This window comes from Paraburkholderia sp. J69-1, assembly GCF_905220255.1.
Taxonomy (GTDB): domain Bacteria; phylum Pseudomonadota; class Gammaproteobacteria; order Burkholderiales; family Burkholderiaceae; genus Paraburkholderia.
This window is the reverse complement of the sequence record NZ_CAJMZG010000010.1, coordinates 128,343-153,986: the sequence shown is the minus strand read 5'-3', so window position 1 is coordinate 153,986 and position 25,644 is coordinate 128,343. Positions and strand designations below refer to the sequence as shown.

22 protein-coding genes are annotated in these 25,644 nt (G+C 63.3%); 5 read left to right on the top strand and 17 right to left on the bottom strand.

Annotated features, from left to right (window positions below; genetic code table 11):
* Positions 1 to 40: 40 nt before the first annotated feature.
* Positions 41 to 655 (bottom strand): hypothetical protein, encoded by a 615-nt coding sequence (locus U5A67_RS19885; RefSeq protein WP_321814554.1) that lies wholly within the window; start codon positions 653 to 655, stop codon positions 41 to 43.
* Between the two features lie 174 nt (positions 656 to 829).
* Here U5A67_RS19885 and U5A67_RS19880 point away from each other — a divergent pair, with 174 nt between their 5' ends.
* Both U5A67_RS19880 and U5A67_RS19875 read left to right on the top strand, forming a co-directional pair.
* On the top strand, positions 830 to 2,572 hold the full coding sequence (locus tag U5A67_RS19880; protein ID WP_321814555.1) for a VRR-NUC domain-containing protein: 1,743 nt from the start codon (positions 830 to 832) through the stop codon (positions 2,570 to 2,572).
* Positions 2,569 to 4,851, top strand: coding sequence for an ATP-dependent DNA helicase (locus U5A67_RS19875; protein ID WP_321814556.1), 2,283 nt, complete (start codon positions 2,569 to 2,571; stop codon positions 4,849 to 4,851). Before U5A67_RS19880 ends, U5A67_RS19875 begins: the two co-directional genes overlap by 4 nt.
* Positions 4,852 to 4,936: 85 nt before the next feature.
* On the opposite strand, the gene U5A67_RS19870 is transcribed toward U5A67_RS19875, so the two are convergent.
* The 6 genes from U5A67_RS19870 to xylA all read right to left on the bottom strand — a co-directional run bounded on the left by U5A67_RS19870 (position 4,937) and on the right by xylA (position 12,430).
* Entirely contained in the window at positions 4,937 to 5,143 is a 207-nt protein-coding gene (locus tag U5A67_RS19870; RefSeq protein WP_321959737.1) for a hypothetical protein, read from the bottom strand.
* Positions 5,144 to 5,462: 319 nt separating this feature from the next.
* Positions 5,463 to 6,662 carry a sugar ABC transporter permease gene (locus tag U5A67_RS19865; protein WP_205984949.1) on the bottom strand — a complete coding sequence of 400 codons (1,200 nt, stop codon included), beginning with the start codon at positions 6,660 to 6,662 and terminating at the stop codon, positions 5,463 to 5,465.
* A complete protein-coding gene (gene xylG / locus U5A67_RS19860) occupies positions 6,659 to 8,200 on the bottom strand; it encodes a D-xylose ABC transporter ATP-binding protein (protein ID WP_415767882.1) in 1,542 nt (513 codons plus the stop codon). The genes U5A67_RS19865 and xylG overlap by 4 nt, the downstream gene beginning before the upstream one ends.
* 97 nt (positions 8,201 to 8,297) lie before the next feature.
* Entirely contained in the window at positions 8,298 to 9,326 is a 1,029-nt protein-coding gene (gene xylF / locus U5A67_RS19855; protein WP_321814559.1) for a D-xylose ABC transporter substrate-binding protein, read from the bottom strand.
* 221 nt (positions 9,327 to 9,547) lie between these two features.
* Positions 9,548 to 11,038: a xylulokinase gene (xylB, locus tag U5A67_RS19850; RefSeq protein WP_321814560.1), complete on the bottom strand. Its 1,491-nt coding sequence runs from the start codon at positions 11,036 to 11,038 to the stop codon at positions 9,548 to 9,550.
* A gap of 69 nt (positions 11,039 to 11,107) precedes the next feature.
* On the bottom strand, positions 11,108 to 12,430 hold the full coding sequence (gene xylA / locus U5A67_RS19845; protein ID WP_321814561.1) for a xylose isomerase: 1,323 nt from the start codon (positions 12,428 to 12,430) through the stop codon (positions 11,108 to 11,110).
* Between the two features lie 294 nt (positions 12,431 to 12,724).
* Between xylA and U5A67_RS19840 the strand changes: the two genes are divergently transcribed.
* Both U5A67_RS19840 and U5A67_RS19835 read left to right on the top strand, forming a co-directional pair.
* Positions 12,725 to 13,951: a XylR family transcriptional regulator gene (locus U5A67_RS19840; RefSeq protein ID WP_205984934.1), complete on the top strand. Its 1,227-nt coding sequence runs from the start codon at positions 12,725 to 12,727 to the stop codon at positions 13,949 to 13,951.
* Positions 13,952 to 13,994: 43 nt separating this feature from the next.
* The gene (locus U5A67_RS19835) at positions 13,995 to 15,080 is read left to right on the top strand and encodes an aldose epimerase family protein (protein ID WP_321814562.1); all 1,086 of its coding nucleotides are present in this window, start codon (positions 13,995 to 13,997) and stop codon (positions 15,078 to 15,080) included.
* Between the two features lie 65 nt (positions 15,081 to 15,145).
* Here the strand turns inward: U5A67_RS19835 and U5A67_RS19830 are convergent, their stop codons facing one another.
* The 3 genes from U5A67_RS19830 to U5A67_RS19820 form a co-directional block, all read right to left on the bottom strand.
* Positions 15,146 to 16,000, bottom strand: a complete 855-nt coding sequence (locus U5A67_RS19830; protein WP_321814563.1) for a 3-hydroxybutyryl-CoA dehydrogenase — start codon at positions 15,998 to 16,000, stop codon at positions 15,146 to 15,148.
* Positions 16,001 to 16,182: 182 nt separating this feature from the next.
* Entirely contained in the window at positions 16,183 to 16,749 is a 567-nt protein-coding gene (locus tag U5A67_RS19825; protein WP_205984928.1) for an acyloxyacyl hydrolase, read from the bottom strand.
* Between the two features lie 418 nt (positions 16,750 to 17,167).
* Positions 17,168 to 18,106 carry a DMT family transporter gene (locus tag U5A67_RS19820; protein WP_321814564.1) on the bottom strand — a complete coding sequence of 313 codons (939 nt, stop codon included), beginning with the start codon at positions 18,104 to 18,106 and terminating at the stop codon, positions 17,168 to 17,170.
* Positions 18,107 to 19,005: 899 nt separating this feature from the next.
* Between U5A67_RS19820 and U5A67_RS19815 the strand changes: the two genes are divergently transcribed.
* Complete coding sequence (locus tag U5A67_RS19815) at positions 19,006 to 19,884, top strand: FkbM family methyltransferase (protein WP_321814565.1); 879 nt, start codon at positions 19,006 to 19,008, stop codon at positions 19,882 to 19,884.
* Between the two features lie 93 nt (positions 19,885 to 19,977).
* Here U5A67_RS19815 and U5A67_RS19810 read toward each other — a convergent pair whose 3' ends face one another.
* From U5A67_RS19810 to U5A67_RS19780, 7 genes are read right to left on the bottom strand one after another with little or no spacing between them, the layout of a single operon-like run.
* Complete coding sequence (locus tag U5A67_RS19810) at positions 19,978 to 20,586, bottom strand: hypothetical protein (RefSeq protein ID WP_321959736.1); 609 nt, start codon at positions 20,584 to 20,586, stop codon at positions 19,978 to 19,980.
* A 20-nt stretch (positions 20,587 to 20,606) separates the two neighbouring features.
* Entirely contained in the window at positions 20,607 to 20,936 is a 330-nt protein-coding gene (locus U5A67_RS19805) for a hypothetical protein (protein WP_321814568.1), read from the bottom strand.
* Between the two features lie 2 nt (positions 20,937 to 20,938).
* The gene (locus U5A67_RS19800) at positions 20,939 to 21,409 is read right to left on the bottom strand and encodes a glycoside hydrolase family 73 protein (RefSeq protein ID WP_321814569.1); all 471 of its coding nucleotides are present in this window, start codon (positions 21,407 to 21,409) and stop codon (positions 20,939 to 20,941) included.
* Complete coding sequence (locus U5A67_RS19795; protein ID WP_321814570.1) at positions 21,406 to 21,693, bottom strand: hypothetical protein; 288 nt, start codon at positions 21,691 to 21,693, stop codon at positions 21,406 to 21,408. Before U5A67_RS19795 ends, U5A67_RS19800 begins: the two co-directional genes overlap by 4 nt.
* Before the next feature lie 13 nt (positions 21,694 to 21,706).
* The gene (locus tag U5A67_RS19790; RefSeq protein ID WP_321814571.1) at positions 21,707 to 22,195 is read right to left on the bottom strand and encodes a hypothetical protein; all 489 of its coding nucleotides are present in this window, start codon (positions 22,193 to 22,195) and stop codon (positions 21,707 to 21,709) included.
* A 54-nt stretch (positions 22,196 to 22,249) separates the two neighbouring features.
* Positions 22,250 to 23,326 carry a hypothetical protein gene (locus tag U5A67_RS19785; RefSeq protein ID WP_321814572.1) on the bottom strand — a complete coding sequence of 359 codons (1,077 nt, stop codon included), beginning with the start codon at positions 23,324 to 23,326 and terminating at the stop codon, positions 22,250 to 22,252.
* Positions 23,327 to 23,338: 12 nt separating this feature from the next.
* Entirely contained in the window at positions 23,339 to 25,633 is a 2,295-nt protein-coding gene (locus U5A67_RS19780) for a hypothetical protein (RefSeq protein ID WP_321814573.1), read from the bottom strand.
* Positions 25,634 to 25,644 lie beyond the last annotated feature (11 nt).

The following is a 25,644-nucleotide window of genomic DNA, read 5'->3' as shown; positions in this document are numbered from 1 at the left end:
CGCGGGGCGCTGGCCTGTAGTGACCTGTGCTGACTTCGGCTTATTCGGCCTGCGCGTCGGATGCGGGCGTTGCGGGCGTGGTCTTCGCAAGCGCGGCTGGCGAAAGCCAGTGGAACGCGGTGAGCGCGCCGGTGCGGTCGTACTGGCATTCCGCGGCGGCGCCAGGCGGCGGCGCTTTGTGCAGGCCGAGCTTCACAGCGAGGATGCCAAGCGGCGTGGTGGGTTTGGGCTCTTCGACCTTCGGCGCCGAAGCCGCGCTGACCGCAGAGGCGCCCGACGCCGGCACGGCAACCGCAGCGTGCTGCTTGCCCGTCACGCCAGCCGCACTGGACGAAGCCGATGCAGCGGATGCCCCCGACGACGCCACCGCCGGCGAACCCGCATTCGGCATGCCGCCCACCGCGAGCGCTTCCGAAGCCCCGAGCACGCCCGAAGCCGGAATCATGCCGCGTTCGAGTTGCCCTTCGATGACGACGCGCTTGCCGCGATACGCCACCGCCGTGTGCGTGACGGAGAAGTCGCCCAGCGACGCACTGGCGAGGCGGCTGCGCATCTCCTGTTCGCAGGCGCTGGGGTTCTGGTACTGCGCAACGCAGCCCGCGAGCAGGGTGGCGCCGGCCGCGAGGCCGACGAGACAGGCATTCCGTTTGTTCATCGCTCTTGTCGCTGTTTTGTCACTGTAGTCGCGCGTGCAGCGCGATCCGGTTTTCAGGCTGCGCCAATTGTAGCTTACGGCCCGCCCGACGCCGATCTACGCCGGACGGCCCCGCCGGCAGCGAAGCGCGCGGGCCTGCTATCATCGCGGCTGTATATCCATACAGTGCCGCGCGTGCTCCCCGACTCCCCCGATCCGTTCTACTACCTGGCGAATTTCGAGCGCGCGCTCGGCTGGCTCGACGCGCGCTGCGCCGACCTGTTCGACGACGCCGAACGCCGTTTCGCGCAGGAATTCGGCGCCCTGCCGCTCGCGGCGCGGGCGCTGTTCGTGCGCATGCTGATGCGCAAGGGCCCGCACTTTCGCGCGAGCAAACTCGATTACGCCGAGATCGGCTGCCCGCGCGCGGCGGCCGCGCCGCTGATCGAGGCGGGCTGGCTCGACGCGACGCCGGAACTCGCGCTCGACGCGCTTGCGGCGCTCGTGACCAAGGCAGAATTGCAGACGCTCGCTGCGCGGCTCGTCGCGCAGGGCGAAGCCGCCACGTCCGACCTGATCGCCCTGAACCCGCGCACCGCCACACGCGCGGCCACGCTCGACGCGCTCGGCGCCGCCGCGCCCGCCGCACGTCTTTGGAGCGCGTGGTTTCCCGCCACGGCGGATACGGTTTTCGACTTCGTCGCCGCGCCGCTGTGCGAACGTCTGCGCCTGATGTTCTTCGGCAATCTGGATCAGGACTGGTCCGAATTCGTGCTCGCCGATCTGGGCGTCTACCGCTACGAACCGGTGCCGCTCGACAGCGCCTCGCGGGCCTTCCAGCAGCGCGCCGATATCGACGCGTATCTGGCCCTGCGCGATTGCCGCGCGATTTTCGATGTCGCGCCCGAAGATCCAGGCGCGCTCGACATCGCCACCGCGCTCGATGCTCTCGACGCGCTTGCCGCGCACACGCACCACAACGCCTGGCTGCGCGCGCGCCACGACCGTGTGCGCCACGCGGCGGGCCAGTCGGCCGAACGGCTGGGCGAAGCGGCGCTGGCGATGCGCGCCTATCTCGACTGCGGCCACCCCAAATCGCGTTACCGGCGCGTGCGCGTGCTCGAGCAACTGGGACAGCGCGACGCGGCCTGCGCGCTCGCCCAGTCGATTGCCGAAGCGCCCGCGAACGAAGAAGAGGCGCAGCGCGCGGCGCGCACGCTCGGCCGTCTGACGCGCCGCCGCGCGACGTCACGCAGCCAGCCCGCCGCGCCCGATCACTCGCTCATCGAACTGACGCTGCCCGCCGCGCACCGGCCGCTGCGCGTGGAAGAAGCCGCTCGCCTCGCGCTCGCCGGCAGCGACGCCGAAGCGCCCGTGTTCTACGTCGAAAACACGCTCATTACGGGCCTGTTCGGCCTGTTGTGCTGGCCCGCGCTGTTCGCGCCGCTGCCGGGCGCGTTCTTCCACCCGTTCCAGCGCGGCCCCGCCGATCTGCATGCCGCCGATTTCGTTACGCGCCGCGCGGCGCTGTTCGACGCCTGTCTCGCCGAACTCGAAACCGGCACGTATCGCCACACCATCGCGCAGCGTTTCGCCGATAAATACGGCACGCAGGCGCCCTTCGTCGCATGGGGCACGCTCGACGACACCCTGCTCGCGCTGGCGCTCGACTGCTTCCCGGCCGCGCATCTGCGTCTGTGGTTCGAGCGCCTGTTGCGCGAGCCGGCTGCGAATCGTTCGGGCCTGCCCGATCTCGTGCGCTTCTGGCCGCGCGAGCGCCGCTACGAACTGATCGAAGTCAAAGGGCCTGGCGATCGCCTGCAGGACAACCAGCGCCGCTGGCTCGCCTACTGCGCCGCGCACGGCATGCCGGTGACGGTATTGCAGGCGCGTTGGGCAAGCGAGGACATCGCGCAGGAAGCCGTGATCGCGCCATGAGTTACACCGTCGCCGTGCGCATGCTTTGCGAGTTCACCGCCAAACGCGGCGACCTCGATCTGCGCTTCACGCCCTCGCCCGATGCGAGCGAAGGCCGCGCGGGTCACGCCGCTATCGCCGCGCGCCGGCCTGCCGGTTATGAAACGGAAATCGCCCTGAGCGGCACCATCGGCACACTGACCGTGCGCGGGCGCGCCGATGGCTACGATCCCGCGCGGCAGCGGCTCGAAGAATTCAAGACCTATCGCGGCGATCTGGACGCCATGCGCGAGAACCAGCGCGCGCTGCATTGGGCGCAGTTGCGCGTGTACGGCGCCTTGATGTGCGAGAAGCTTGGCCTCGATGCGCTCGAACTGGCGCTGGTGTATTACGACATCGGTTCGGGGCGCGAAACGGCGCTCGTCGAGCAGGCCAGCGCCTGGCAGTTGCGTGCGGATTTCGAAGCGCAATGCGCGCGCTTTATCGCATGGGCCGAGCAGGAAAGCGCGCATCGTACCGCGCGCGACACGGCGCTTGCCGCGCTGCGGCTGCCGCATCCGAGCTTTCGTCAGGGCCAGCGCGATCTCGCCGAGGCGGTCTGGCGCGCGGCCACCCAAGGCCGTTGTCTGCTCGCTCAGGCGCCGACGGGCATCGGCAAGACCATCGGCACCTTGTTTCCGCAGTTGAAGGCCTGCGCGCGCGGCGGCATCGACAAGGTGCTGTTTTTGAGCGCGAAAAGCTCCGGGCGGCAACTCGCGCTCGATGCGCTCGACACGCTCGCGAATGCACAGAACGACGCAAGCGACGAAACCAACGCGCCGCTGCCGCTACGCGTGCTCGAACTCGTCGCGCGCGACAAGGCCTGCGAGCATCCCGAACTCGCGTGCCACGGCCAGTCGTGCCCGCTCGCGCGCGGCTTCTACGACCGCCTGCCCGCCGCCCGCGAAGCCGCGCTCGCCCGCGTCCATCTCAAGCGCGACGCGCTGCGCGAAGTCGCGCGCGAACACGCGGTCTGCCCGTATTACCTCGGCCAGGAACTCGCGCGCTGGAGCGACGTGATCGTCGGCGACTACAACTATTACTTCGACGTGAGCGCGATGCTGTTCATGCTCGGCGCACACAACCAGTGGCGCATGAGCCTGCTGGTGGACGAAGCGCACAATCTGCCCGAGCGCGCCCGCGCGATGTATTCCGCCGAACTCGTGCAGACGCGCATGGATGCCGTGCGGCGTACCGCGAGCGCGCAGGTCAAGCGCGCGCTCACGCGACTCGCGCGTCACTGGAACGCACAGAACGCGCTTTCGCCCGATGCGTGGCGCGCAAGCGATACGCTGCCCGACGGCCTGATCGGTGCGCTGGGCGACGTGATTGCCCGCATCGGCGATCAGCTTGCGGAACCCGCGCTGGTGCGCGACGCCGATCTCGAACGCTTCTATTTCGACGCGCTGCATTTCCTGCGTCTCGCCGAACGCTTCGATACGCAATCGATCTTCGACGTCACGCCCCTGGCCGGTCATGCGGGCAAGCGCACGCGTTCGACCTTGTGCATACGCAATCTCGTGCCCGCTAACGCCTTGCGCCCGCGCGTGGCCGCCGCGCATAGCGTGACGCTCTTTTCCGCCACGCTCTCGCCCGCGCATTTTTACGCCGATATGCTCGGCCTGCACGCGAACACGGTGCAGGTGGAAATCGGCACGCCGTTTCGCGCGGAGCAACTCGATGTGCAGATCGCGCGCGATATTTCGACGCGCTACAAGGATCGCGCACGCTCGCTCGACACGCTGGTCGAGCGGATCGCGCGGCAATATGCGCAGCGTCCCGGCAACTACCTCTGCTTCTTCAGTAGCTACGACTATCTTCAGCAGGCCGCCGATGTCTTCGTTGCGCGTCACGCGCACATCGATACATGGATGCAGTCGCGCACGATGGACGAAGCACAGCAGCAGGCATTTGTGGCGCGCTTCGTGGAAGGCGGTTGCTGCATTGGCTTCGCGGTGCTGGGCGGCGCGTTTGGCGAAGGCATCGATCTGCCGGGCACGCGACTGATCGGCACGTTTATCGCAACGCTGGGCATGCCGCAGGTCAACGCCGTCAACGAAGCGATGCGCGAGCGCATGGACGCGCTGTACGGCGCGGGCTTCGACTACACCTATCTGATTCCCGGCCTGCGCAAGGTCGTGCAGGCAGCCGGCCGCGTGATCCGCAGCGAACACGATAGCGGCGTGGTGCATCTGCTGGACGACCGGTTCGCGCGGCCCGATGTGCGCGCCTTGCTGCCTGCATGGTGGGATATCGCGTGACGCCTGATTGATACGGAATCCATATTAATTCCGTCGATAAAAAACGCAGCGCCACGAATGGCGCTGCGCTCACATCGAACTTGAATCACGCCGATTTCGACTTGCCGCTCCCCTTGCCATTTTTCTTCGGCGGCGGCGGAGGCGGATCGCCTTCCAGATCGTCGGCGGCAATTTCCGGGGCGACTTGCTTCACGTCGGGTTTCGCGGCCTTGCCATCGCCCTTGCCCTTCTTCGCGGCTTTCGCTTCGGGAATATCGGCGGGCACGGCGATCTTGTCGATGCGAAACGGCACGGCGCATTGCATGAATGCGTCGGAAAAGTGACAGGCGGCAGCGCGTCGCACAGATAGAGGCCCAGCAAACGACCACGCGGATTGCGCGAAGCGTGCGGCGCCGCGGCAGGCGGTGGCAGCTCCGGCAGCATGAAGCGGGACGATGCGCTGGAGGCACACGACGAATCGATTGTGGCTGGAATCCGCACGCCACGTACCGAAGCCGCAACACGTGTCAACGCGCTTTCAACCGGCTTGTTGCGGCGAGAAAAGTGCAAAAGAAAACGGGCGGGATGCGCGTCCCGCCCGTTGGGCTCACCGCTTCACATCAGACAAAAACTCAGCGGCGGTTCGACCCCGACACCACATCGACCCACACGGCCAGCACAAGAATGCCGCCCTTCACGATCATCTGCCAGTAGGCGTCGACATCGAGCATCGACATGCCGTTGTCCAGACTCGCCATCACGAGTGCGCCGATCAGCGCGCCGTAGACGGTGCCGGAACCGCCGCGCATCGACGTTCCGCCGATAAAGCATGCAGCGATCGCATCGAGTTCGCCCATCGTGCCCGCCGAAGGCGAACCCGCCGCGAGCCGCGCCGAATTGACGATTCCGGCGACCGCGCACATCAGACCCATCAGCGCGAAGATCGCCAGCTTCACGCGGTTCGTATTGACGCCGGAAAGACGCGTGGCTTCGAGATTCGAACCCACGGCATAGATGCGGCGGCCGAATACGGTTTGCGTAGCGATCCACGTAAAGATGCCGAGCAGCGCGAGCAGCAGCAACACCGGCACGGGAATGCCGCCGTAGCTGTCGAGCATCAGCACGAAAGCCAGTACGATCGCCCCCGCGCCGACGATCTTCACGCCGTCCTGCCAGAGCGGCACCACGCTCAACTGATAGCGGCGGCGGTTCGCACGCTGGCGCACCGTCAGCACGGCAAGCAGCACGAACAGCGCAAACGCGAGCACATCGCCGGCAATACGCGGCAAATAGCCTTGCCCGATAAATACAAAGGAATCCGAAACAGGTGCGATGGTCGAGCCGCCGGTAATCCCCAGCAGCACGCCGCGAAACGCCAGCATGCCGCCCAGCCCGACAATAAACGACGGCACCCGCCGATACGTCGACCACCAGCCGTTGAACAGCCCCACCAGCACGCCGAGCGCGAGCACCGCCGGCACCGTCACGCCAATCGGCCAGTGACGGTTCACATCGAGAATCGCCGCCACGCCGCCGAGCAGACCCAGCAGCGAGCCCACCGAAAGATCGATCTCGCCCGCGATAATGACGAACACCATGCCGCACGCGAGCATGCCGGTGATCGACATCTGCCGCAGCAGGTTCGACACGTTGCGCGGCGTGACGAACGCGCCGTGCGTGAGCACCGAGAAAAACACCCAGATCGCGGCCACGGCCAGCAGCAGGGCAAGAATCTTGTAGCGCGCGAACAGTTGCTGGAAACGCAGGCCGAGACGGTTGCCGCCGGCCAGTTGCTCGTCGCGCGCGCCTTGAGTCGTGACGTCAGGGGTCATGCTGCACTCGCTGAAAGAGATTGGGCGCGCGCACTCTGGATCGCGGCGCCGAGAATGTGTTCCTGCGTGAGGCCGTCGTTGGCGAAATCGCCGCGCACCTCGCCTTCGCCAATCACCAGCACGCGATCGCTGATGCCCAGCACTTCGGGCAATTCGGACGACACCATCACAATGGCCACGCCGCGTTTCGCGAGCTGGAACACCAGCTTGTAGATTTCGTATTTCGCGCCGACATCGACGCCACGCGTGGGTTCGTCGAGAATCAGCACTTTGGGCTCGGTCAGCAACATCTTGGTCAGCACGGCTTTTTGCTGATTGCCGCCCGAGAGACTCGCGATAGACAGCATCGGATTGGCCGCGCGCACCGAAAGACGCTGCATTTCCGTGCGGATCGTGTCGAGCTCGGCGGCGGTATCGATACGGCCGTGCCTTGCAAAACGCTCCAGCACCGAGAGCGTGATGTTGTGCCCCACGCCCAGTTGCGGCACGATGCCGTGGCGCTTGCGATCCTCGGGCACCATGGCGATGCCCGCGCGAATCGCGTCGAGCGGCGCGCGAATCTTCAACGGCTTGCCGTCGAGCAACACCGTCGCCGTGCAGTTGCCGGGATACGCGCCGAAGATCGCCTGCATGGTTTCCGTGCGTCCGGCGCCCACCAGTCCCGCCACGCCCAGAATCTCACCGCGCCGCACGGCGAACGACACATCGTTGACGCGCTTGCGCCGTGGATTCGTGACGTCGTAACAGGTGACATTGCGCGCCTCGAACACCACCTCGCCAATCTCGTGCGGCTCGCGCGGAAAGAGATTCTTGATCTCGCGCCCCACCATCATCGCGATGATGCGGTCCGTGGTGAGCGAAGCCATCGGTTCGGTCGCCACATGCCGCCCATCGCGGATCACGCTGACCGTATCGCACACGGCTTCGACCTCATCGAGCTTGTGCGAGATGTAGACGCAGGCCACGCCGCGGCGCTTCAGATCGCGCACGATATCGAGCAGGATTTTCGTTTCGGCCGCCGTAAGCGAAGACGACGGCTCATCGAGTATCAGCAGCTTCGCGCGCTTGTTGAGCGCCTTGGCAATCTCGATCAATTGCTGATGGCCGCCGCCGTAGTTCATCACCGGTTGCGCGACGTTGATGGCGTCGATGTTCAATTCGCGCAGCAGTTCATCGGCGCGCTGATACATCGCCGCGTAATTCATGCGCCCGCCCGGCAGCGTGATTTCGTTGCCGAGAAAGATGTTCTCCGCCACCGAAAGCTCCGGCACCAGCATCAGTTCCTGATGGATGATGACGATGCCCGCGCGCTCGGTATCGCGCACGCTCTGCGCTTCGAGCGGCTGGCCTTCCCAGCGGATCTCGCCGTTCCAGGTGCCGTGCGGATACACGCCCGAGAGCACCTTCATCAGCGTGGATTTGCCCGCGCCGTTCTCGCCGCACAGGCCGACGCACTCGCCGGGCCGCACCGTCAGGTCGATGCCGTCGAGCGCCTTGACGCCCGCGAAAGTTTTGACGATGCCGCGCATCGTCAGCAAAGGTTCGGTCATACGCTTGATTGCCCGCGTTGAAGGCCCGCGCGCGTGAACGACACAGCGCGCGGGCCGCCGGATGGCTGGACTGGCCAGGCCTGAGTTACTGGCTGGCGAGTTGCGCCTGCGTATAGAAACCGTCCTTCACGACGATATCGGCGTTGCTCTTCGTGAGCAGCGTCGGTTGCAGCAACACGGTCTGCACCTTCTTCTTGCCGTTGTCGTATTGCGCGTTGAACGCGGGCTTTTGACCCTTCGCGAGATCGACGGCAAGCTTCGCGGCTTCGCTTGCGATGAGCTTGAGCGGCTTGTAGACCGTCATGGTTTGCGTGCCCGCCATCACGCGCTTGACCGCCGCGAGGTCGGCGTCCTGACCCGAGACCGGCACCTTGCCCGCGAGATGCTGTGCGGCGAGCGCCTGGATCGCGCCGCCCGCCGTGCCGTCGTTGGAGGCCACGATCGCGTCGATCTTGTTGTTGTTCGCGGTGAGCGCGTCTTCCGTGATGCGCAGCGCCGTCGATGCGCTCCACTCCGGCACCCACTGCTGGCCGACGACCTTGATATCGCCGCGATCGATCGCCGGCTTCAGAACCTTCAGTTGTCCTTCACGCAGCATCTTGGCGTTGTTGTCGGTCGGCGCGCCGCCCAGCAGAAAATAATTGCCCTTGGGCTGCGCGTTGAACACGCCCTGCGCCTGCAGCTCGCCCACCTTTTCGTTATCGAACGAGATATAGGCATCGACATCGGCGTCGAGAATCAGGCGGTCGTACGACACCACCTTGATACCGGCCTTCTTCGCTTCGGCCACCACGTTACCGAGCGTTTTCGAATTGAACGGCACGATCACGATCACATCCACGCCGCGCGAGATGAGATTTTCGATCTGCGAAATCTGGCGTTCTTCGCTCGCATCGGCCGATTGCACCGAGACTTTTGCGCCCATTTTTTCGGCGGCCGCGACAAAGTAATCGCGGTCGCGCGACCAGCGCTCGACGCGCAGATCGTCGATACAGAAGCCGATTTCCGGATGATCCTTGCTCGCATGCGCAAGCGGCGCGGCCAGCGACAGACTCGCGAGCACAGCGCCGCAAACTAGCGAACCCAGAACCGAACGACGTTTGGCGAACTTCATGTCTCCACTCCTCGTGTTATCGCGCGCTGGCCGTGCGAAGCGCGGCGGCGGCGCGTCGTTGCGTTATTGAATGTGCGGTGTGACGGTGGAACGGGCGATTCGATTGACGACTTGACTGGCTGTTCAAGCGCGCACGCCGCCGCGCGCGCCCGTGTGAAGGGGGCTGCGCGGTGCGTGACGCGGTACGGCTGGGAACTGCGGTGCTGCGATAAAGCGAAGGCTCAGGCGCTGCCGGCGAAGACCGGTTCGAGCGCGCGATACAGCGAAGCAAACGTGGGGCGACGCGCGTCGCGATACCACGCGTGGCGGGCGGCGTCGGGTTCGCGTACCGCCAGTACAGGTGGTTGCGGACACACCGAATCGAGCGTCGCGCCGGGTTCGACCGCGAGATGCGCGAGGCGCGCGGCGCCCAGCGCCGGACCCACCTCGCCGCCCGCACGCAGCGTGAGCGCGCGCCCGCTGATATCGGCGAGCATCTGCGTCCAGTAGGCGCTGCGCGAACCGCCGCCGATCACGGTGATGGTGTCGGGCACGAGGCCCGCTGCGTGCAGCGCGTCCATGCCGTCGAGCAGCGCGAAACCCACGCCTTCGAGCGTTGCGTTGGCGAGATCGGCGCGCGAACTTTGCGGTGTCATGCCGTAGAAAACGCCCTTTGCGTTGACGTTGTTGTGCGGCGTGCGTTCGCCGCTCAGGTAAGGCAGAAACCAGGGACGACGCGAATCGAGATCGGCGTTCGTGTGCGCTTCGGCATCCGCGAGCAGCGCCGCGACGTTTTCGTGACCGGTCAATTGCGCCGTGAAGTCGAGACAGCTGGCCGCATTGAGCATCACCGACATCAGATGCCACGTCTGTGGCAGCGCATGGCAGAAGCTATGAACCGCGGAATCCGGGTTCGCCAGGAAGCCGTCCGATACCGCGAAATACACCCCCGACGTGCCGAGCGACAGCATCGCGTCGCCTGGACGCACGATGCCGACGCCCACCGCACCCGCCGCGTTATCGCCACCGCCCGCCACCACCGGAATCTCGCGCAGGCCGAATTCACGCGCGATATCGGCGCTCAACTTGCCCGTGACCTGGTTGCCTTCGAACACGTCCGGCATCTGCGCGCGCGTGAGGCCGCAGGCGGATAGCAACGTGTCGCTATAGTCGCGCTTCGCCACGTCGAGCCACAGCGTTCCGGCCGCATCCGAAGGATCGGTCGCGAATACGCCCGTCAGCAGCCAGCGCAAATAATCCTTCGGCAGCAGCACATGCGCGATCCGCGCGAAAATCTCCGGCTCGTGTTTTTTCACCCACAGCAGCTTGGGCGCGGTGAAACCCGGCATCGCCAGATTGCCCGCCAGCGCGTGCAGTTCCGGCGCGGCGCGCTCCAGTTCGATACATTCGGAATCCGAACGACCATCGTTCCAGAGGATCGCCGGGCGCAGCACTTCGCCATGTGCGTCGAGCAGCGTCGCACCGTGCATCTGCCCGGTGAGGCCGAGCGCTTCGATGCCATTCGTGTCGATGCCATTGCGGCGCACCGTATCGAGCAGATCGTGCAGCGCACGCTGGGTGGCGCGCCACCAGTCCTGCGGCGCCTGTTCGGACCAGCGCGGCTGCGGACGGCTCGCCGCGAGCGGCGCGCTCGCACTGCCGAGCACGTCGCCCGCGCGGTCGAGCAGCACCGCCTTCACGCCCGACGTGCCAAGGTCGATACCGATAAACATGTCTCCATCCTTATTCTGCTGACGGCCCGGCGCGGGTTCACAACGCGCCGGCGGCCGTCGCGGTCGCGCTCAGCGCTGGCCGTAAATCGCCTGATTGACGACGTTTTCGAGGCGTTCCTGCTGGCCGCTCGCATGCTGCGGATTCATACCGTGCGCGGCGGCATCGGCGGCGAGCGACGACAGCGAATAGCCGCCCGAAAGAATCTTGCGCCCGAATTCGGTGTCCCAGCCCGCGTAACGCTGGCGTTTGAACTGTTCGAGCCGATCGTTCTCGACCAGCACCGCGGCGCGCTCCAGCGCGATCGCCAGCACGTCGATCGCGCCAACGTGGCCATAGAACATGTCTTCGGCATCGCTGCTCTGGCGGCGCACCTTGGCGTCGAAGTTCATGCCGCCCGTCGTGAAGCCGCCGTGACGCAGGATTTCGTAGAACGCGAGCGTGAGTTCTTCCACGCTGTTCGGAAACTGGTCGGTATCCCAGCCGTTCTGCTGATCGCCACGATTGGCATCGACGCTGCCGAACACATTGAGCGCATACGCCATGGCGATTTCGTGATGGAACGAATGGCCCGCCAGCGTCGCGTGATTGGCTTCGATATTCACGCGGATTTCGTTTTGCAGTCCGTATTGCGTGAGGAAGCCATGGACGGTGGCGACGTCGTAATCGTATTGATGCTTGGTCGGTTCCTGCGGCTTCGGCTCGATCAGCAGCGCGCCCTTGAAGCCGATGCGCTCCTTGTGCTCCACCACCATCGCCAGAAAGCGCGCGAACTGATCGCGCTCTTTCGCGAGATCGGTATTGAGCAGCGTGTCGTAGCCTTCGCGGCCGCCCCACAGCACGTAGTTTTCGCCGCCGAGCCGATGCGTGGCGTCGAGCGCGTTGCAGACCTGCGTCGCCGCATAAGCGAACACTTCCGGGTTCGGGCTGGTGGCCGCGCCGCCCGCATAACGCGGATGCGAGAACAGGTTTGCCGTGCCCCACAGCAGCTTCATGCCGCTCGCGTGCTGCTTCTCGCCCAGGTAAGCCACCATGCGTGCGAAGTTTTCCTTGTAGTCCTTGAGATCCTTGCCTTCGGGCGCGACGTCGGTGTCGTGGAAGGTGTAGTACGGCACGCCTAGCTTCGTGAAGAATTCGAAGGCCGCATCGGCCTTCTGATGGGCGCGCTCCATGGCGTCGCCGGGCTGCTGCCACGGACGGTGAAACGTGCCCTGCCCGAAGATATCGACGCCCGGCCACACGAACGAATGCCAGTAGCAGACGGCAATGCGCAGATGCTCTTCGAGCGTCTTGCCCAACACTTTTTTCGTGCGATCGTAATAGTGGTACGCAAGCGGATTGTCCGATTGCGGGCCTTCATAGCGAATCGCGGGAATGGCTTCGAAATACGACATGACGTCTCCGTTTTAATGTTGCGGCGCAGCGCAAGCACAGCGCGGCACGCATCCAGCAAGGTGACGCCATACTGCCCGTCTGGCGAGGCGAGCGGCAATTGCGAAATTGCGCGAGCGGCGTAACGATTCCTGCCAGTTTTCCGCGTGAGTCGCGCGCACGCCGCGCGCCCGGCCTAAAATAACCGGACGCTTAAAAAGAGCCGCCGCGCCCTGCAGCCGCGCGAGCCCGACACGAACCGGAGACAACCCGGAGACACCTCGGAGACAAGCGCGCCAGAACGCGCGCGACACGCCATGACCCGTGCCCCCGCTTCCCAGAACTCGCCGCCCGCGCACCGCATTGCGCTGCTGTTCAATGCGAACAAGGTCTATGACCGCGAAATCATCGCGGGTATCGGCCACTATCTGCGCTCGACGCGCGTGGCGTGGGATCTGTTTCTCGAAGAGGATTTTCGCTGCCGTCTTGCGGGCATCGAGCGCTTCGACGGCGACGGCATCATCGCCGACTTCGACGATCCCGCCGTTGCCGATGCCTTGCAGGATTGCCGGCTGCCTGTAGTGGCGCTCGGTTCGTCGTTCGAGGACGCCGCGCACTACCCAGCCGGACTGCCGTATATCGCCACCGATAACCGCAAGCTGGTGTCGCTCGCGTGGACGCATCTGATCGGCGCGGGTCTGCCGCATCTGGCGATGTACAGCCTGCCCGAGGCGCAGGAGAACCGCTGGGCGCAGGAGCGCGAACTCGCGTTTCAGGCGCTCGCGCGCGAGGAAGGCATGGATGCGCCGATCTATCGCGGCCTGGCGACCAGCGCGCCGTCGTGGAATCAGGCGCTCGAGCAATTGAGCGTGTGGCTGCACGCGCTGCCCAAGCCGATCGGCGTGATTGCCGTGACGGATGCCCGCGCGCGCCATCTGCTGCAGGCGTGTCTGATGCACGGCATTGCCGTGCCCGAGCAGGTCGCGATCATCGGCATCGACAATGATCCGCTCACACGCACGCTCACGCGCATTCCGATTTCGTCCGTGATTCAGGGCACCGAGGAAATGGGCAAGACGGCCGCGCACCTGTTGCATCAGATGCTGCGCGGCGCGCGCTTTCCGGGGCGGCGCATTCTGGTGCCGCCGGTCGGCATCAATGTGCTGGAGTCGACGCGGCACGAACCGCTGTCGAGCCCGCATGTGATGCGCGCGCGCCATTTCATTCGCCAGTACGCGTGCCAGGGCATCAAGACCGAACAGGTCGCCGATTACGTGGGCGTGTCGCGCTCGTCGCTCGAAGAGTATTTTCGGCGCGAGTTGCATTGCACCGTGCATCAGGAGATCCTGCGTCACAAGCTGGACGCGGCGAAGGCGATGCTCGCAAGCCGCGATGCGTCGAGCGCCGAAGTGGCGATCCGCTGCGGATTTACCTCGCTGCAGTATATGTACGCGGTGTTCCGGCGCGAACTGGGTTGCACGCCGCGCGAGTATCAGGACAGTGTGACGCCCATCTCACCCGCTTCGCGTGCGTCGGCAAGCTGACACGCAAAGCCGGACCGCCATCGAATTCAACGAGCCAAGCCCCATGAACCACCCTCTGCATATGAGCCCGATCACCTCCGAAACGTGGGGCACGCTGCCTGGCGGCGACGCCTGCCGGCTCTATACGCTGCGCAACGCGCAGGACATGAAGCTGACGATCAGCGATCTTGGCGGCACGCTGGTGTCCTGGCATGCGCCCGATCGCGCGGGCCGTCTCGCCGATATCCTGCTCGGCCATGACACGCCCGCCGCCTACGCGAGCGCCACAACCTATATGGGCGCGCTGATCGGGCGCTGGGCCAATCGCATCGCGGGCGCGCGCTTCATGCTCGACGGCGTCGGCCATACGCTCGATCGCAACGAAAACGGCAATCTGCTGCATGGCGGCGCGAACGGTTTTCACCGCGCGCTCTGGCAGGTCGAAGAGGATCGCGGCACGCTGCTGCTGCGCCTCGACTCGCCTGAAGGCGATGGCGGCTTTCCGGGCAATGTGAGCGTCGAAGTGCGCTACACGCTCGCGGACGACGGCACGCTCACGATCGCCTACGAAGCCGTCACCGACGCGCCCACGGCGCTCAGCCTCACGAATCACGCCTATTTCAATCTGAGCGGCGATGCGGGCGCGGACGTGCGCGGCCACATCCTCACAATCGACGCGGACGCTTTTTTCGAAGTCGACGAGCAGATGATCCCCATCGGCCTGGCGGACGTGTCGGGCAGCGCTTTCGATTTCCGCCACGGCGCGCCATTGGGTGCGCGCCTGGAGTGGCCGCATGCGCAGCTTGCGCGCGCGAACGGCTTCGATCATTGCTACGTGCTGCGCGGCGGCGAACAGGCGGGCGTGCGGCCGGCGCTGCGGCAGGTGGCGAGCGTCTACGAACCGGGCAGCGGGCGCGAACTCACCGTCACCACCGATCAGCGCGGATTGCAGTGCTATACGGGGAATTATCTGGAAGGCCAGCCGGGACGCCACGGCGCGCCGTGCGTGAAACACGCGGGCCTGTGTCTCGAAGCGGGCGGCTTCCCGAACCAGATCAACATGGCTGCGCCGGAATGCGACGACGCGGTGTTGCGGCCCGGCGGCACCTACCGCCAGGTGACGCAATACAAGCTGGGCGTGCGCGCCTGAGCAGCACGCACGCGGCTTGACTTCGTGGCTAACTTCGTGACTAACTACGTGGCTAACTTCGGCGCTTACTTGTCGTACTGGTAGACGCCGCGGCCGCTCTTGCGGCCGAGTTGCCCCGCCGCCACCATCTCGCGCAGCAGCGGGCAGGCGCGATACTTCGAATCGCCGAAGTCCTTGAGGAACACGTCCATCACGGACAGGCACACGTCGAGGCCAATCAGATCCGCCAGCGCGAGCGGCCCGATCGGATGATTCGCGCCCAGCTTCATGCCCGCGTCGATTTCCTCGGCGCTCGCCACGCCTTCGGCCAGCACGAAGAACGCTTCGTTGATCATCGGCACGAGAATGCGGTTGACGACGAAACCAGGCGCGTTCTTCACGCCGATCGGCGTCTTGTCCAGACGCTGCGCGAGTTCGCGCACGGCTTCGGCCACATCGGGACGCGTCTGCAGACCGCGAATCACCTCGACGAGCGGCATCATCGGCACCGGATTGAAGAAGTGCATGCCGATAAAGCGCGACGGATCGGCCAGCGTGGTGGCCAGCGTCGTGATCGAAATCGACGAGGTATTCGACGCGATAATCGCATCCGGGCGCGCGGCGGCCTCGATCTGCTTGAGGATGCGCGTCTTGAGTTCGGCGTTCTCGGTCGCCGCTTCGATCACGAGATCGGCGCTGGAAAGACGCGCGTAGTCCGTCGAAGTTTCGATCTGCGCGAGCGCCGCGTCGCGCGCCGCGGCGTCGAGCTTGCCCTTCGAGACGAGCCGCTCGAGGCTGTGCGTGAGCGTGGCCACGCCCTTTTCCAGCGCCGCGTCCGTCACGTCGATCATCACCGCCTTCAACCCGGCCACGGCCACCGCCTGCGCGATGCCGTTGCCCATGGTGCCCGCTCCCACGATCCCAACCGTTTCGATTGCCATGCCTTGCTCCTCACTCCTTTATCTGCGACGCCGGTACATCGTCTATGGAAAACCGGTGATGCCGCACGCGTGGTGCACTGCATCATAAGCAGAGTGTAACGGGTTGGACGGCTGGAGGGGGACGGGCGTGACGGGGGGGCGGCGGGTGTGCGCCCCACCGCCGGTGCGGGCTGCCGATCTGCCTAGAAGTTGTACTGCAGATAAACCTCGCCGAAATTCAGGCCCGGATTCGGCGTCTTGATGTCGGCGTTCGAGATGTGCTGGAAGCGCAGGCCCGCCTGATAGTTCTGGTGCTCGCCGAACTGCGCACCGATGCCCACCATATCGGCGAACTGGAACGCGGTGGACATCGTGCGATCAGGCGTGAGCTCGACGTGCGACAGCAGGCGGATACCCACGCCCGCTTCGAAGAATGGCCGAATCCAGCCCGAGTCCTTGATGATGCGGAACACCGGCGTCACGCCGAATTCCCAGATATTTGGCTGCGAAGCCGCGGCTTCATCGAGCTTCCAGTAGGCGGCGTGGAATTCGCCCACTACGGTGAAATGGAAACCCGCGAAGTGCCACCATTGCAGGCCGGGGTCCCAGACCAGACCGAGATCGAGCTTTTTGACATCGTGATCGGCGACGCCCGCGCCCAACTGGACGCCGAACTGATCCGCGTGCGCCGACGCCGCGCCAAACGCCAGCGCCGCCGCACACGCGCAATGCGCCAACCGGGCCTGCCACGCCCATTGTCTTTTTGTCATGAATTTCCCCGACAAGGAATTTCACTTCACGACCGGGCCGTCACGCGGCCTGCTCTCCCTTATTGCTGGCCTGCACCATCGCACCACGCGATTTATACCTGTTTGCAAATGAATCGCCTGATGTGCGAAGCAGTGTAGGCGCGATTTAACACCTGCGCCTGTTCGGCCGCCCACATCCGGGCGACAAAGCACTCGCTGACTGAATGCTTTCATTGAAAATCGGCGGGGATTGCAATGCGAATCAGTCGCGCTTAAACCGGCTTTAAGTGGCGGTTTAAGCGTGATGAATCGCTGACATTGACTGCGGGGATAACTGCCGATAATTGGCGGAGAGTATCGGCAGTCTGGCGCTGCGTCGATATCGTTGCGCGCACATCGATGTGTGCGCAACGATCATGAGAGGAGAGAAATTGCAGCGTTACTGCTTGGCGGCGGCGCGATCGGCGCGCGGGCCGAAGCCCGGCAAACGCTTGATAAAACCCGTCGCCAGCGCTGTGCCGACAAGAATCGTGAAGCAGGCCTCGACCATGCCAATCGACACATGCTCGCCGAGGAAAAGCGCGCCCCAGAGAATGCCGAAAATGGGAATCACGAAAGTCACGGTGATCGTCCGCGCCGGGCCGATTGCAGCAATCAGGCGGAAGAACATCAGATACGCGACGCCCGTGCACGCCACGCCCAGACAGAGCGCCGCGCCCCACGCCTTCAGCGAGATGGCGGCGTGCGGCCAGGTCGCGATTGCAAACGGCGCGAGCACGATCGCCGCGGCCGTCATCGTGCCGGCGGCAACGGTGAGCGGATCGATACCCGTTAGGTGACGCTTGGTCAAGCTCGCCGCGACGCCGTAGAGCGCGGAAGCGAGCAGCGCGGCAGCAGCAGCCAGCAACGTCGACGAGGTGCTCGCGCCGTTACCGGCACCCGTGGCGATCTGATCCCACACCAACGCCAGCACGCCGAGAAAGCCGATCACGAGGCCCACCACGCGCGGACCGCTCAGGCGATCCTTGAGCCAGACGTAGGCGACCACCCCGCCGAACAGCGGCGTAGTCGCATTGATCACCGAAGTCACGCCTGCGGAAAGCGTGAGCTCCGCCCACGCGAACAGGCAGAATGGCGCCGCCGAATTCAGGATGCCGACCACGAGCAGCGGCCACGCACGCGCGCGCAACGTGCCGATGGCTTCGCGCGGCGAACGTCGCGTGAACAGCACGAGCAGCAAAAACGTGGCGCCGATGCCGACGCGCAACGCCATCAACGGCGCCACGCCCAGATCGGTCACGCCGACGCGGATAAAGAGAAACGAGCCGCCCCACAGGGAGGCGAGAAAGACGAGCTGGGCGAGTTGGATCGGATTCATAGGGATAGCGCTGTCGAACGCGCGGTTGTGCCTCGTGAGGGGCCTGCCTTTGTTATGGCGTCCGGGCTTGCCCTCACCTGCTGCGAAGCAGAATGCGAAAGGCCCGCAACCCGGCGTAATAGCAACGAGATGCGGAACGTGACAGAGGCACCGGCGGATATGCGCACATCGTAAGGGGCGCGGCGCGTCTCTCATAACGAATGATTCTCATCGATATGTGAGAAAAACTAACAGCCGGATCTTGCGCAGTCATTCTGCGCGTAGGCGATGCTAACGCTTTGAATGTAAAAGGTTAACGATTGGATATCCGCCTGCACTTGAGCGCGAAGGCATGTGACATCAAGCGAGATCGCGCAGAGGCGTGGAATTTGTTGAGGGGCGATGAGAGGTCGACGATCGCATCGCGTTTTTTACGCGCGCAAATGCAAAAACCCGCACGGTTTTGACACCGTGCGGGTTCTATTCTGGTCGGGGCGAGAGGATTTGAACCTCCGACCACCTGCACCCCATGCGGGGTTTCGCTCGCCGCTCAGGCGCGACCACATTGCCTCTCGCGAAAACCCGTCTAATGCTTGCATATTTTTTAAGCAGCTAGAACCCGCATTCCACCGACTTCCTTATTTCTGTATTAGACAGATCGCGAGCGCGGACGACCCACACGGAACTGTGTATACGTACAGTAGTTTTCAGGAAATTACTGCATCGAAAATATTCCTGTCAGGAATATTCGCAGAATACAGGGTTTGGCCTGTACTCCACTTCCGAGTGACCTTTGAATTCAACGGTTACAATGCGAAAGAATTATTCATAAGAATAATCCGTTACGCATAAAACGGATATTGATGCTGACGTTAGGGATATTCAAGCAATAAATCACCAGAATAAACCGAGGATACGACATGAACCACGAAGCCGTGCTTGAAAACACCACTGTCGCCGGAGGCGCGGCAGCCCGAGTAGACACGAAGCGCATGCAGATCTGGGAGCGCACCTACGACATCGCTGGCGACAAGGGCTATCTGGCCGCCAAAGGCGACTGTTTCGAGCCGGATACCACCGCGACTCTGCGCGCCCTATCGCGCGAGCATGGTGCCGTGGCGCTGGATGTCGGGGCGAACATCGGCCTCACCGCACTGGCACTCTCCCAATACTGCTCGAAGGTCATCGCCGTCGAACCGATCCCGGTGACGTTCGACTACCTGTCGAAAAACATCGCGGCCCGTGAAAACGTCACCTCGTTCAATTTCGCGCTCGGGTCTGAAGAAGGCACGATCAAGATGCAGGGCAGCGAGAACTTCCTCGCTGGCGCGTTCGTCGCCGACGCCTACACCGTCAACGACGGGCACCACTTCACCAAAGAAATCCCTGTACGTCGCCTCGACGACGTCGCGCGCGATATCGGCATCAACAGTCTGGACCTGGTCAAGATCGACGTGGAAGGCTTCGAGCTGGAAGTGCTGGGCGGCGGCCGCGCGCTCCTGGGTGATTTGAAGCCGATCGCTTACATGGAGATGAACCACTGGTGCCTGAACATGTTCCGGCGCCTCTCGATTCCGGAATTCCGCGAACGCATTCTCGACGTGTTCCCGTACCTTTTCGCGATCGATGGGCCCGACTATGTCGACTTCACCGCGCCCAATGCAATCCACGCGATCTGCCACGCGCACATCCTGAAGAACCGTTTCAACAATCTGGTCGCTGGCTTCGACCGTCACGAACTCGTTGCTCGCCTTGAGCTCCGCAAGAAGCTGGTCGACGAAAGAAACGCCACGCACTAAACATCGATGCAAAAAAACAGCCCACGGCCTGTAAATGGAAATTACAGAGCGTGGGCTGTAAAGCGCCGAACACGCATCGGCGCGCGAGGAGACTTATGCGGTCGTAGCCGCAGCAGCTGAGCCGATCGAGGCAACCGCGTTATAGGCCGCCTTGGCCTGCGCGATGATGTTCGAGATGATCGACTTGATGGTGTCGTTCCAGTCGGCAGCAACTTTCGCCGCGACGGCTTCGAGCGCGGCCAGCACACCTGCCAACTTGCCCGCGCCGTTGTCTGATTGGCCGACGGCCGCGTAGGCATTTTCGAACGTCTGCATCAGCGACGGGATGTACGTCACGAGCGTCTTGACCGAGGTAACGATGCTGGACGCCGCCGTGATCGCAGCGCCGACAGCGCTGATTGCGGTTTCGACGATGGTCTCGGTCTTGGTGATTGCGGCTGCGATTTCGGTGAGCGTGAGCATTGCCATTTCCTTTTCAGTTGATGAGGCCGCGGGCGCGGAGGCCGCCGAGGCATTTTCGGGTTGCTCGGCGTAGGGTGGATTCGTCCTCGACGACGCCGACGGCGTGGACGCCCCAGAGTTGCTGGGAAGTTGAGAAGTCGTAGAGCTGGAAGGCAGTGGCCCGGAGTTGGTCGACGGACATGGATGCGATGTCCGCGCGCCGAACAGACGGGCCCGCAGGGTAGTCAGGAAGCTGAGCATCGGGTCTGTCCTCGCCGCAATCAACGCTCGGAATCAGGGTGTGCACGGGAGCGAGCGATGGCGCGATTGACTTCGTCGGAGCCGTCGGACAGGCTGCCAGCATCACGCACAGCGGCAGCATCAACATCAGTTTGCGCAGCATTGGCGGATAGCTCCTTTTCGGTTTGCGCGCGCGTGTCGCGCGCTTCGCTGGCCGACAGTGCACCGGCCTTGTTGGCGACCTCAACAGCCTGGGTGTTCTCGTCCGGCGCCTTCGCGTCATCGCCGAACTTGATCCCGCACCAGCCGAGCACGGTCTTGATCGCGGTCCACGCCGCGTTGAAATAGCCGAAGTACGTGAGCCACGCCATACCTACACCTTGTCGAGTGATTCGAGACTGCGAGCCGCGATGATCGACTTCAGCTTCGCGGCGTAATTCGGATCGGTGGCATACCCAGCGGCGGCCACCGCGTCGGCGAACTCAGGCCCGGTCGTGCAGTGAAACGCTGCGGCGTAGCGCGGATTGCCGGTCAGGAACTTCGCGTGATCAGCGATCGAACCGAGCCAGTCCGGGTAGGCGCGAAAGGCCGCGTTGATGACGATCCGCTTGCCATTCACTACTTCCGCGGTGCGCTGCGTCGTCACCGGGCCCACCCAACTGCTGTCTGCCTTGATACCGAATAGATTGAAGCCCGGGCAGCGCGCACCCCACGAGGACTCGAGCGCGGCCTGTGCAACCGTGAAACTGGCCGGGATCTTCGTTTGAGCCATGCTCGCCTGGGCAGCGGGCCCGATCTGCGCGATGAATTGCGCGGGCGTCGTGATAACCGGCGGCTTGCTCATTGCGCGCGCGCTTGACGTTTGGTCACGCGCAGCAACATCGCCACGATATTGGCTATCGCGATCCAGTCCGCCTGCGTTGCCGATGGGAAAAAGTGCTGAAGGATCGGCAGCAGGTCTGGCCAGTTCGCCTGCACCCACACCAGCAGGTCCGGCAGGTGCTGAAGCAGCCCCACCAGATGACCGATCAGAAGTGCTAGCACGGCCACAAAGGCCTGCCAGCGCATCGACGACCATTTCCAGAACTCGCGCCAGTCCTCGACCAACTCCAGTTTTAGGCTGTTCACTCACGATGCTCCCTTACTTGCTGGACTTGCTGTCCACGTTGTTGGCTCGAAACTCAAGCACCGTCAACCGCCTGTCGTCTGATTGCAGCTCCTTGCCGACGTCCTGCGAATACTTCGCCAGTTGGTCGTCGCGCGCTTGCCGCGCCGCCTGCAAATCGGACTGCCAGGGACGCCACTGCGAATACAGCGTGCCCGACGCTGCAACGATCAACGACCCGACGACGCCAAGCACGCGAATCGCGCGTCGGTTGCCGATCATGTCGTCGCGCAACGGCTTGATGTCCTCCTCTCGAAGCTCATCAATCCGGTCATCGACGTCGTCGGACTTCTCGAAAAGCCGTTGCTGGCCAACCTGAAGCGATTTGATCTGCTCTTGTTGAGACGCCAGAGTGAGCTGCATCTGCATCATCAATTCGAGCTTGCCTTCGATTTTCTGCTGCCCATCAAGTGAGTTGTTCACTCGCTCCAGCAGCATCGCTAACGTCGAGTCGGTGACGACCATTTGCTCACCCATCCTTCCCCCGGCCCAGAGTTTTTCTTCTATCTCAGATTTGAGTTACCGCACTCGGCGCGCTCTAATGAATCCATTGCAGGTAAGCGTGCTGGTCGCAAAAACTGGCTGCGCAACCGCGTAATAGGTGGTAGTCGCACTGATATTCACGCGAACGGTTGGCGTAGCGATGGTCTGTGCTGCGCCAGTCCCGAGTGACCCGCCGATCTGCGTGTAGGTGCCGAGCGCGCCTACTACGGTTGCCGACGTGCTGACACCTGCCAGGGCTTGCGAGATCGATGTTGTCCCAGCAGGAAGGAAAGTAATCGTTGCTTGCACATCCCAATCACCAGCCGTTAGCGACACAGAAGTGCAAGCAGCGATGGTGGCCGTTGTCATCGACGTGCTGGAAGTCGTGGCCGTCAACAGCTCACCGACGCTGCCAGCGTTCGCACTATCGGCTGCCGTCGTGCCCTTGATACCGCTTGTCGTCGACGGCGTGACGATGCCAGTTGCCGTGAGTGCGGCGGTCGTAACCGTACCCGTGAACGTGGGCGACGCAGAGAATACTGCGCTACCAGTTCCAGTCTCATCGGACAGGACGCCCGCTAGCTGACTCGACGTGGTACTCGCGAACTGCGCCAGCGTGCTGGTGGTCGACGCCGGGCTCGCAAGATTGGCGCTATCCCATGGCGTCGCACTGTTGAACGTCGGCCGCACCGTGAACGCTTGTCCAAGCGTCCACGTATTCGCCGTGCTCAACAGCGGAACCGTGGCGCCGCTCGTGCCCACTGTTTGCGTCGCTGCAGTACCAAGCCCGAGATTCGTGCGCGCGGTCGCGGCCGTGCTTGCACCAGTCCCGCCATTCGCGAGTGGAACCGTCGATGACCCAAGCAGATTCGCAAGCGCTGCGGTTTGCGTCGTCGCGCCGGTACCGCCATTGGCGATCGCAAGCGTGCCTGTGATGCCCGTGAGCGGCACGGCACCCCACACAGGGGCGGTGCTGGCGCCCGTCGAGATGATTGCTTGCCCAGATGTCGACCCTGCTGGGCTCAGAAGCTGAATTGGATTGAGCGTGGCGCCGCTGCAGGCGATCGCAATCGCACTGAGTACGCCGAATAGGAATGTCTTAAACGTGCGCATGTTCACCTCGTGTCAATTCGTATGGCCAGCGTTGTACGTGCCAGGCCCACCTTCAACCGCGCCCGTGCCGCCGCCGGACGAACGCAGACGACCGCCTACCGTAAGCGTGCAGTTCGTGCCCACGTAAAGTCCCACCGCACCTGAATTCGACTGGTTCCAGTTCTGGAGCCAGAGATTCGTGACGGCGATATCGGCAGAACCTGTGCTCGTCATGTAGATGCCGCATCCGCCCGCGAACGTCGTGCGATAGTTGGCAATGTCCATCGTCAGGTTGTTGACGTTGTTTGCCGTGATGCCATTCCAGCCAGAGTTGGCGGTAGTCCCGATGACCGAACCTTGGTGATACAGGTTTGTGACCTGACCATCGCACGCGCCGCTCGTCTCGTTGAAAAGCAGGCCGATATTTACGCTATCGAGGCCGATGTTCGAAAGCTGGAAATGCTGAGTTGAGCCGTCGGTAGACGAGCCAAACACGATGCCGATCTGGCGTCCCCACAGGAAAATGTTGTTCGCGATGAAGTTGTCGCTTCGAATCGCAGATATCCCTTGCCCATTTGCCTGTGTCCATGCCTGACCGTAGGTGCCAAGCGAGAACAGCCAGAAGTGCACGTCATCGATCACGATCGTGTCAGACGAAGCGATCATGTTGATGCCGACGAAGATCGGGTCACCCCAAATGTGCTTCATGGTGACGCGACCGCTGAAATTGCCTACCGATCCGATCTCGATGAACTTGTAGCAATTCCAGCAGAACAGGTTCTCCATCAGCACCGCGCCAGCGGAATACGATGCGCCCTGAACAATGATCGTTGGCGGGTAGACAGTCGGCGTCCAACCGGAAGCATCGGTCGGCTGGGTTTGCTGGAAAGCAAGATCTCGAATCGTCGCGTGCTCAATTGTGTTCGCGAACGTGACCGTGCTCGCACCGGTCGGGCCATTCGATACAGTCGTGACGATGTAGCTGGAGCGCGCGCCCGGCTTCGAGTTGGAGCCCTGAATACTGTCGTATTCCTGCCAGCCAGAACCCTTCAGCGTGATGCCGCCGTAGTGCACGGTAATGCCAGCATTGATCAGCGTGCCACCACGCGGGAAATGAACGATGCCGCCGTACTTCGATTCAAGGAAGTTGATAACCGCCTGCACTGCGGTCGAGTCATCAACTGGAACCGTCGTGCCGTTAATCGGATTCGCGAGCGTTGCATACGCGTTCACGCGCGCGCCAGCCTGCCGGATGTCAATCGTGTCGTGGTGGTAGTTCAGATACCACCGGCCGCCGTCGGCGCCCACAACGATGATGCCAGGCACTTCCGTCGACGTCGTGTCGGTGTCGCTGAGAATGTATTCGCCACCACCGCCGTCGCCCGCGTTGTAGAAGCCACTCACAAAAACGCGTTTGATCTTCGTGCTATCGACGAGCTTCAAATCAGCGATGCTGTCGCGGTTGAGGTGGAGAATCTTGCCCCACGCCAACTGACCAAGGCCTAGCGAATACGGCGCGATCGACTCAGCGCCAAGAGAATTTGGCTCAACCTGATCAGGACCAACGGAATTATTGGCCGGCACGTAAATAGACAAAGTCGTGCCGCCAAGACACCAGATTTTCCCGATGCCTTGCGGAATAGGCGCATCGAACCGCAGCGTCGTGTCGTCGAGCGTATAGCTGTCAGGATCCTGCGTGATGCCCTGCATGACGACCGGCCCGAGGTTGGCTTTCGTGCCATACGCGCGCGATAGCGTAACGGACGTCGAGGTGCCAGACGTATAGTCGACGCCGTCTTCCCACTCCTCAATACGCAGATCGCCAGCGCCGACGCTAGCCGGCATTGGCAACAGCGTCTGACCACCGAGATTGTCAAAGCCAAGGACCGTATTAGCTCGCTCAGATGCGATCGGAAGCGTGCCGTCTGTACCATATTCGCTGAGCGGGTAACGGATAGAGTTGATGATGGCAGCGGCGATCTGCTGGCAGATCATCGTCAATTTGTCGAGCGCGGTCTCCGTCGTCTTTGCAGGAAATGCGCTGTTTTGCTGATAGGCCGACTCTTGCGTTACCGGCACGATCCGGTAAATGTGGAGCTTGTAGCCAGTTGCTTTGGCCACCGCGAGCGTCAGAACGCCACCATCCTCGTCGCCCGCACCGGAAAGAGAAAAGTCTGTGCCGAAAACAAGAGGCACGACGTTTTCCGCACCGTCGATGAAGTCGGCGTAGATGTGCGCATCGTCGAGAAAATAAACAGGGATCGCGTATTCGAGCGTCACGCCATCCGTTTGATACGTCACGTCCTGAGTGGAAGATTCGACCGTCATTGGCGCACCTG

Coding starts and splice junctions, on each gene's coding strand:
- U5A67_RS19820 (WP_321814564.1), bottom strand. CDS start 18,106: ATGAATCCGATCCAACTCGCCCAGCTCGTCTTTCTCGCCTCCCTGTGG.
- U5A67_RS19785 (WP_321814572.1), bottom strand. CDS start 23,326: ATGCGCACGTTTAAGACATTCCTATTCGGCGTACTCAGTGCGATTGCG.
- U5A67_RS19800 (WP_321814569.1), bottom strand. CDS start 21,409: ATGAGCAAGCCGCCGGTTATCACGACGCCCGCGCAATTCATCGCGCAG.
- xylA (WP_321814561.1), bottom strand. CDS start 12,430: ATGTCGTATTTCGAAGCCATTCCCGCGATTCGCTATGAAGGCCCGCAA.
- U5A67_RS19815 (WP_321814565.1), top strand. CDS start 19,006: ATGAACCACGAAGCCGTGCTTGAAAACACCACTGTCGCCGGAGGCGCG.
- U5A67_RS19840 (WP_205984934.1), top strand. CDS start 12,725: ATGACCCGTGCCCCCGCTTCCCAGAACTCGCCGCCCGCGCACCGCATT.
- xylF (WP_321814559.1), bottom strand. CDS start 9,326: ATGAAGTTCGCCAAACGTCGTTCGGTTCTGGGTTCGCTAGTTTGCGGC.
- U5A67_RS19805 (WP_321814568.1), bottom strand. CDS start 20,936: ATGGCGTGGCTCACGTACTTCGGCTATTTCAACGCGGCGTGGACCGCG.
- U5A67_RS19780 (WP_321814573.1), bottom strand. CDS start 25,633: ATGACGGTCGAATCTTCCACTCAGGACGTGACGTATCAAACGGATGGC.
- U5A67_RS19875 (WP_321814556.1), top strand. CDS start 2,569: ATGAGTTACACCGTCGCCGTGCGCATGCTTTGCGAGTTCACCGCCAAA.
- U5A67_RS19810 (WP_321959736.1), bottom strand. CDS start 20,586: ATGCTCAGCTTCCTGACTACCCTGCGGGCCCGTCTGTTCGGCGCGCGG.
- U5A67_RS19825 (WP_205984928.1), bottom strand. CDS start 16,749: ATGACAAAAAGACAATGGGCGTGGCAGGCCCGGTTGGCGCATTGCGCG.
- U5A67_RS19885 (WP_321814554.1), bottom strand. CDS start 655: ATGAACAAACGGAATGCCTGTCTCGTCGGCCTCGCGGCCGGCGCCACC.
- U5A67_RS19865 (WP_205984949.1), bottom strand. CDS start 6,662: ATGACCCCTGACGTCACGACTCAAGGCGCGCGCGACGAGCAACTGGCC.
- U5A67_RS19830 (WP_321814563.1), bottom strand. CDS start 16,000: ATGGCAATCGAAACGGTTGGGATCGTGGGAGCGGGCACCATGGGCAAC.
- U5A67_RS19790 (WP_321814571.1), bottom strand. CDS start 22,195: ATGGTCGTCACCGACTCGACGTTAGCGATGCTGCTGGAGCGAGTGAAC.
- U5A67_RS19835 (WP_321814562.1), top strand. CDS start 13,995: ATGAACCACCCTCTGCATATGAGCCCGATCACCTCCGAAACGTGGGGC.
- xylB (WP_321814560.1), bottom strand. CDS start 11,038: ATGTTTATCGGTATCGACCTTGGCACGTCGGGCGTGAAGGCGGTGCTG.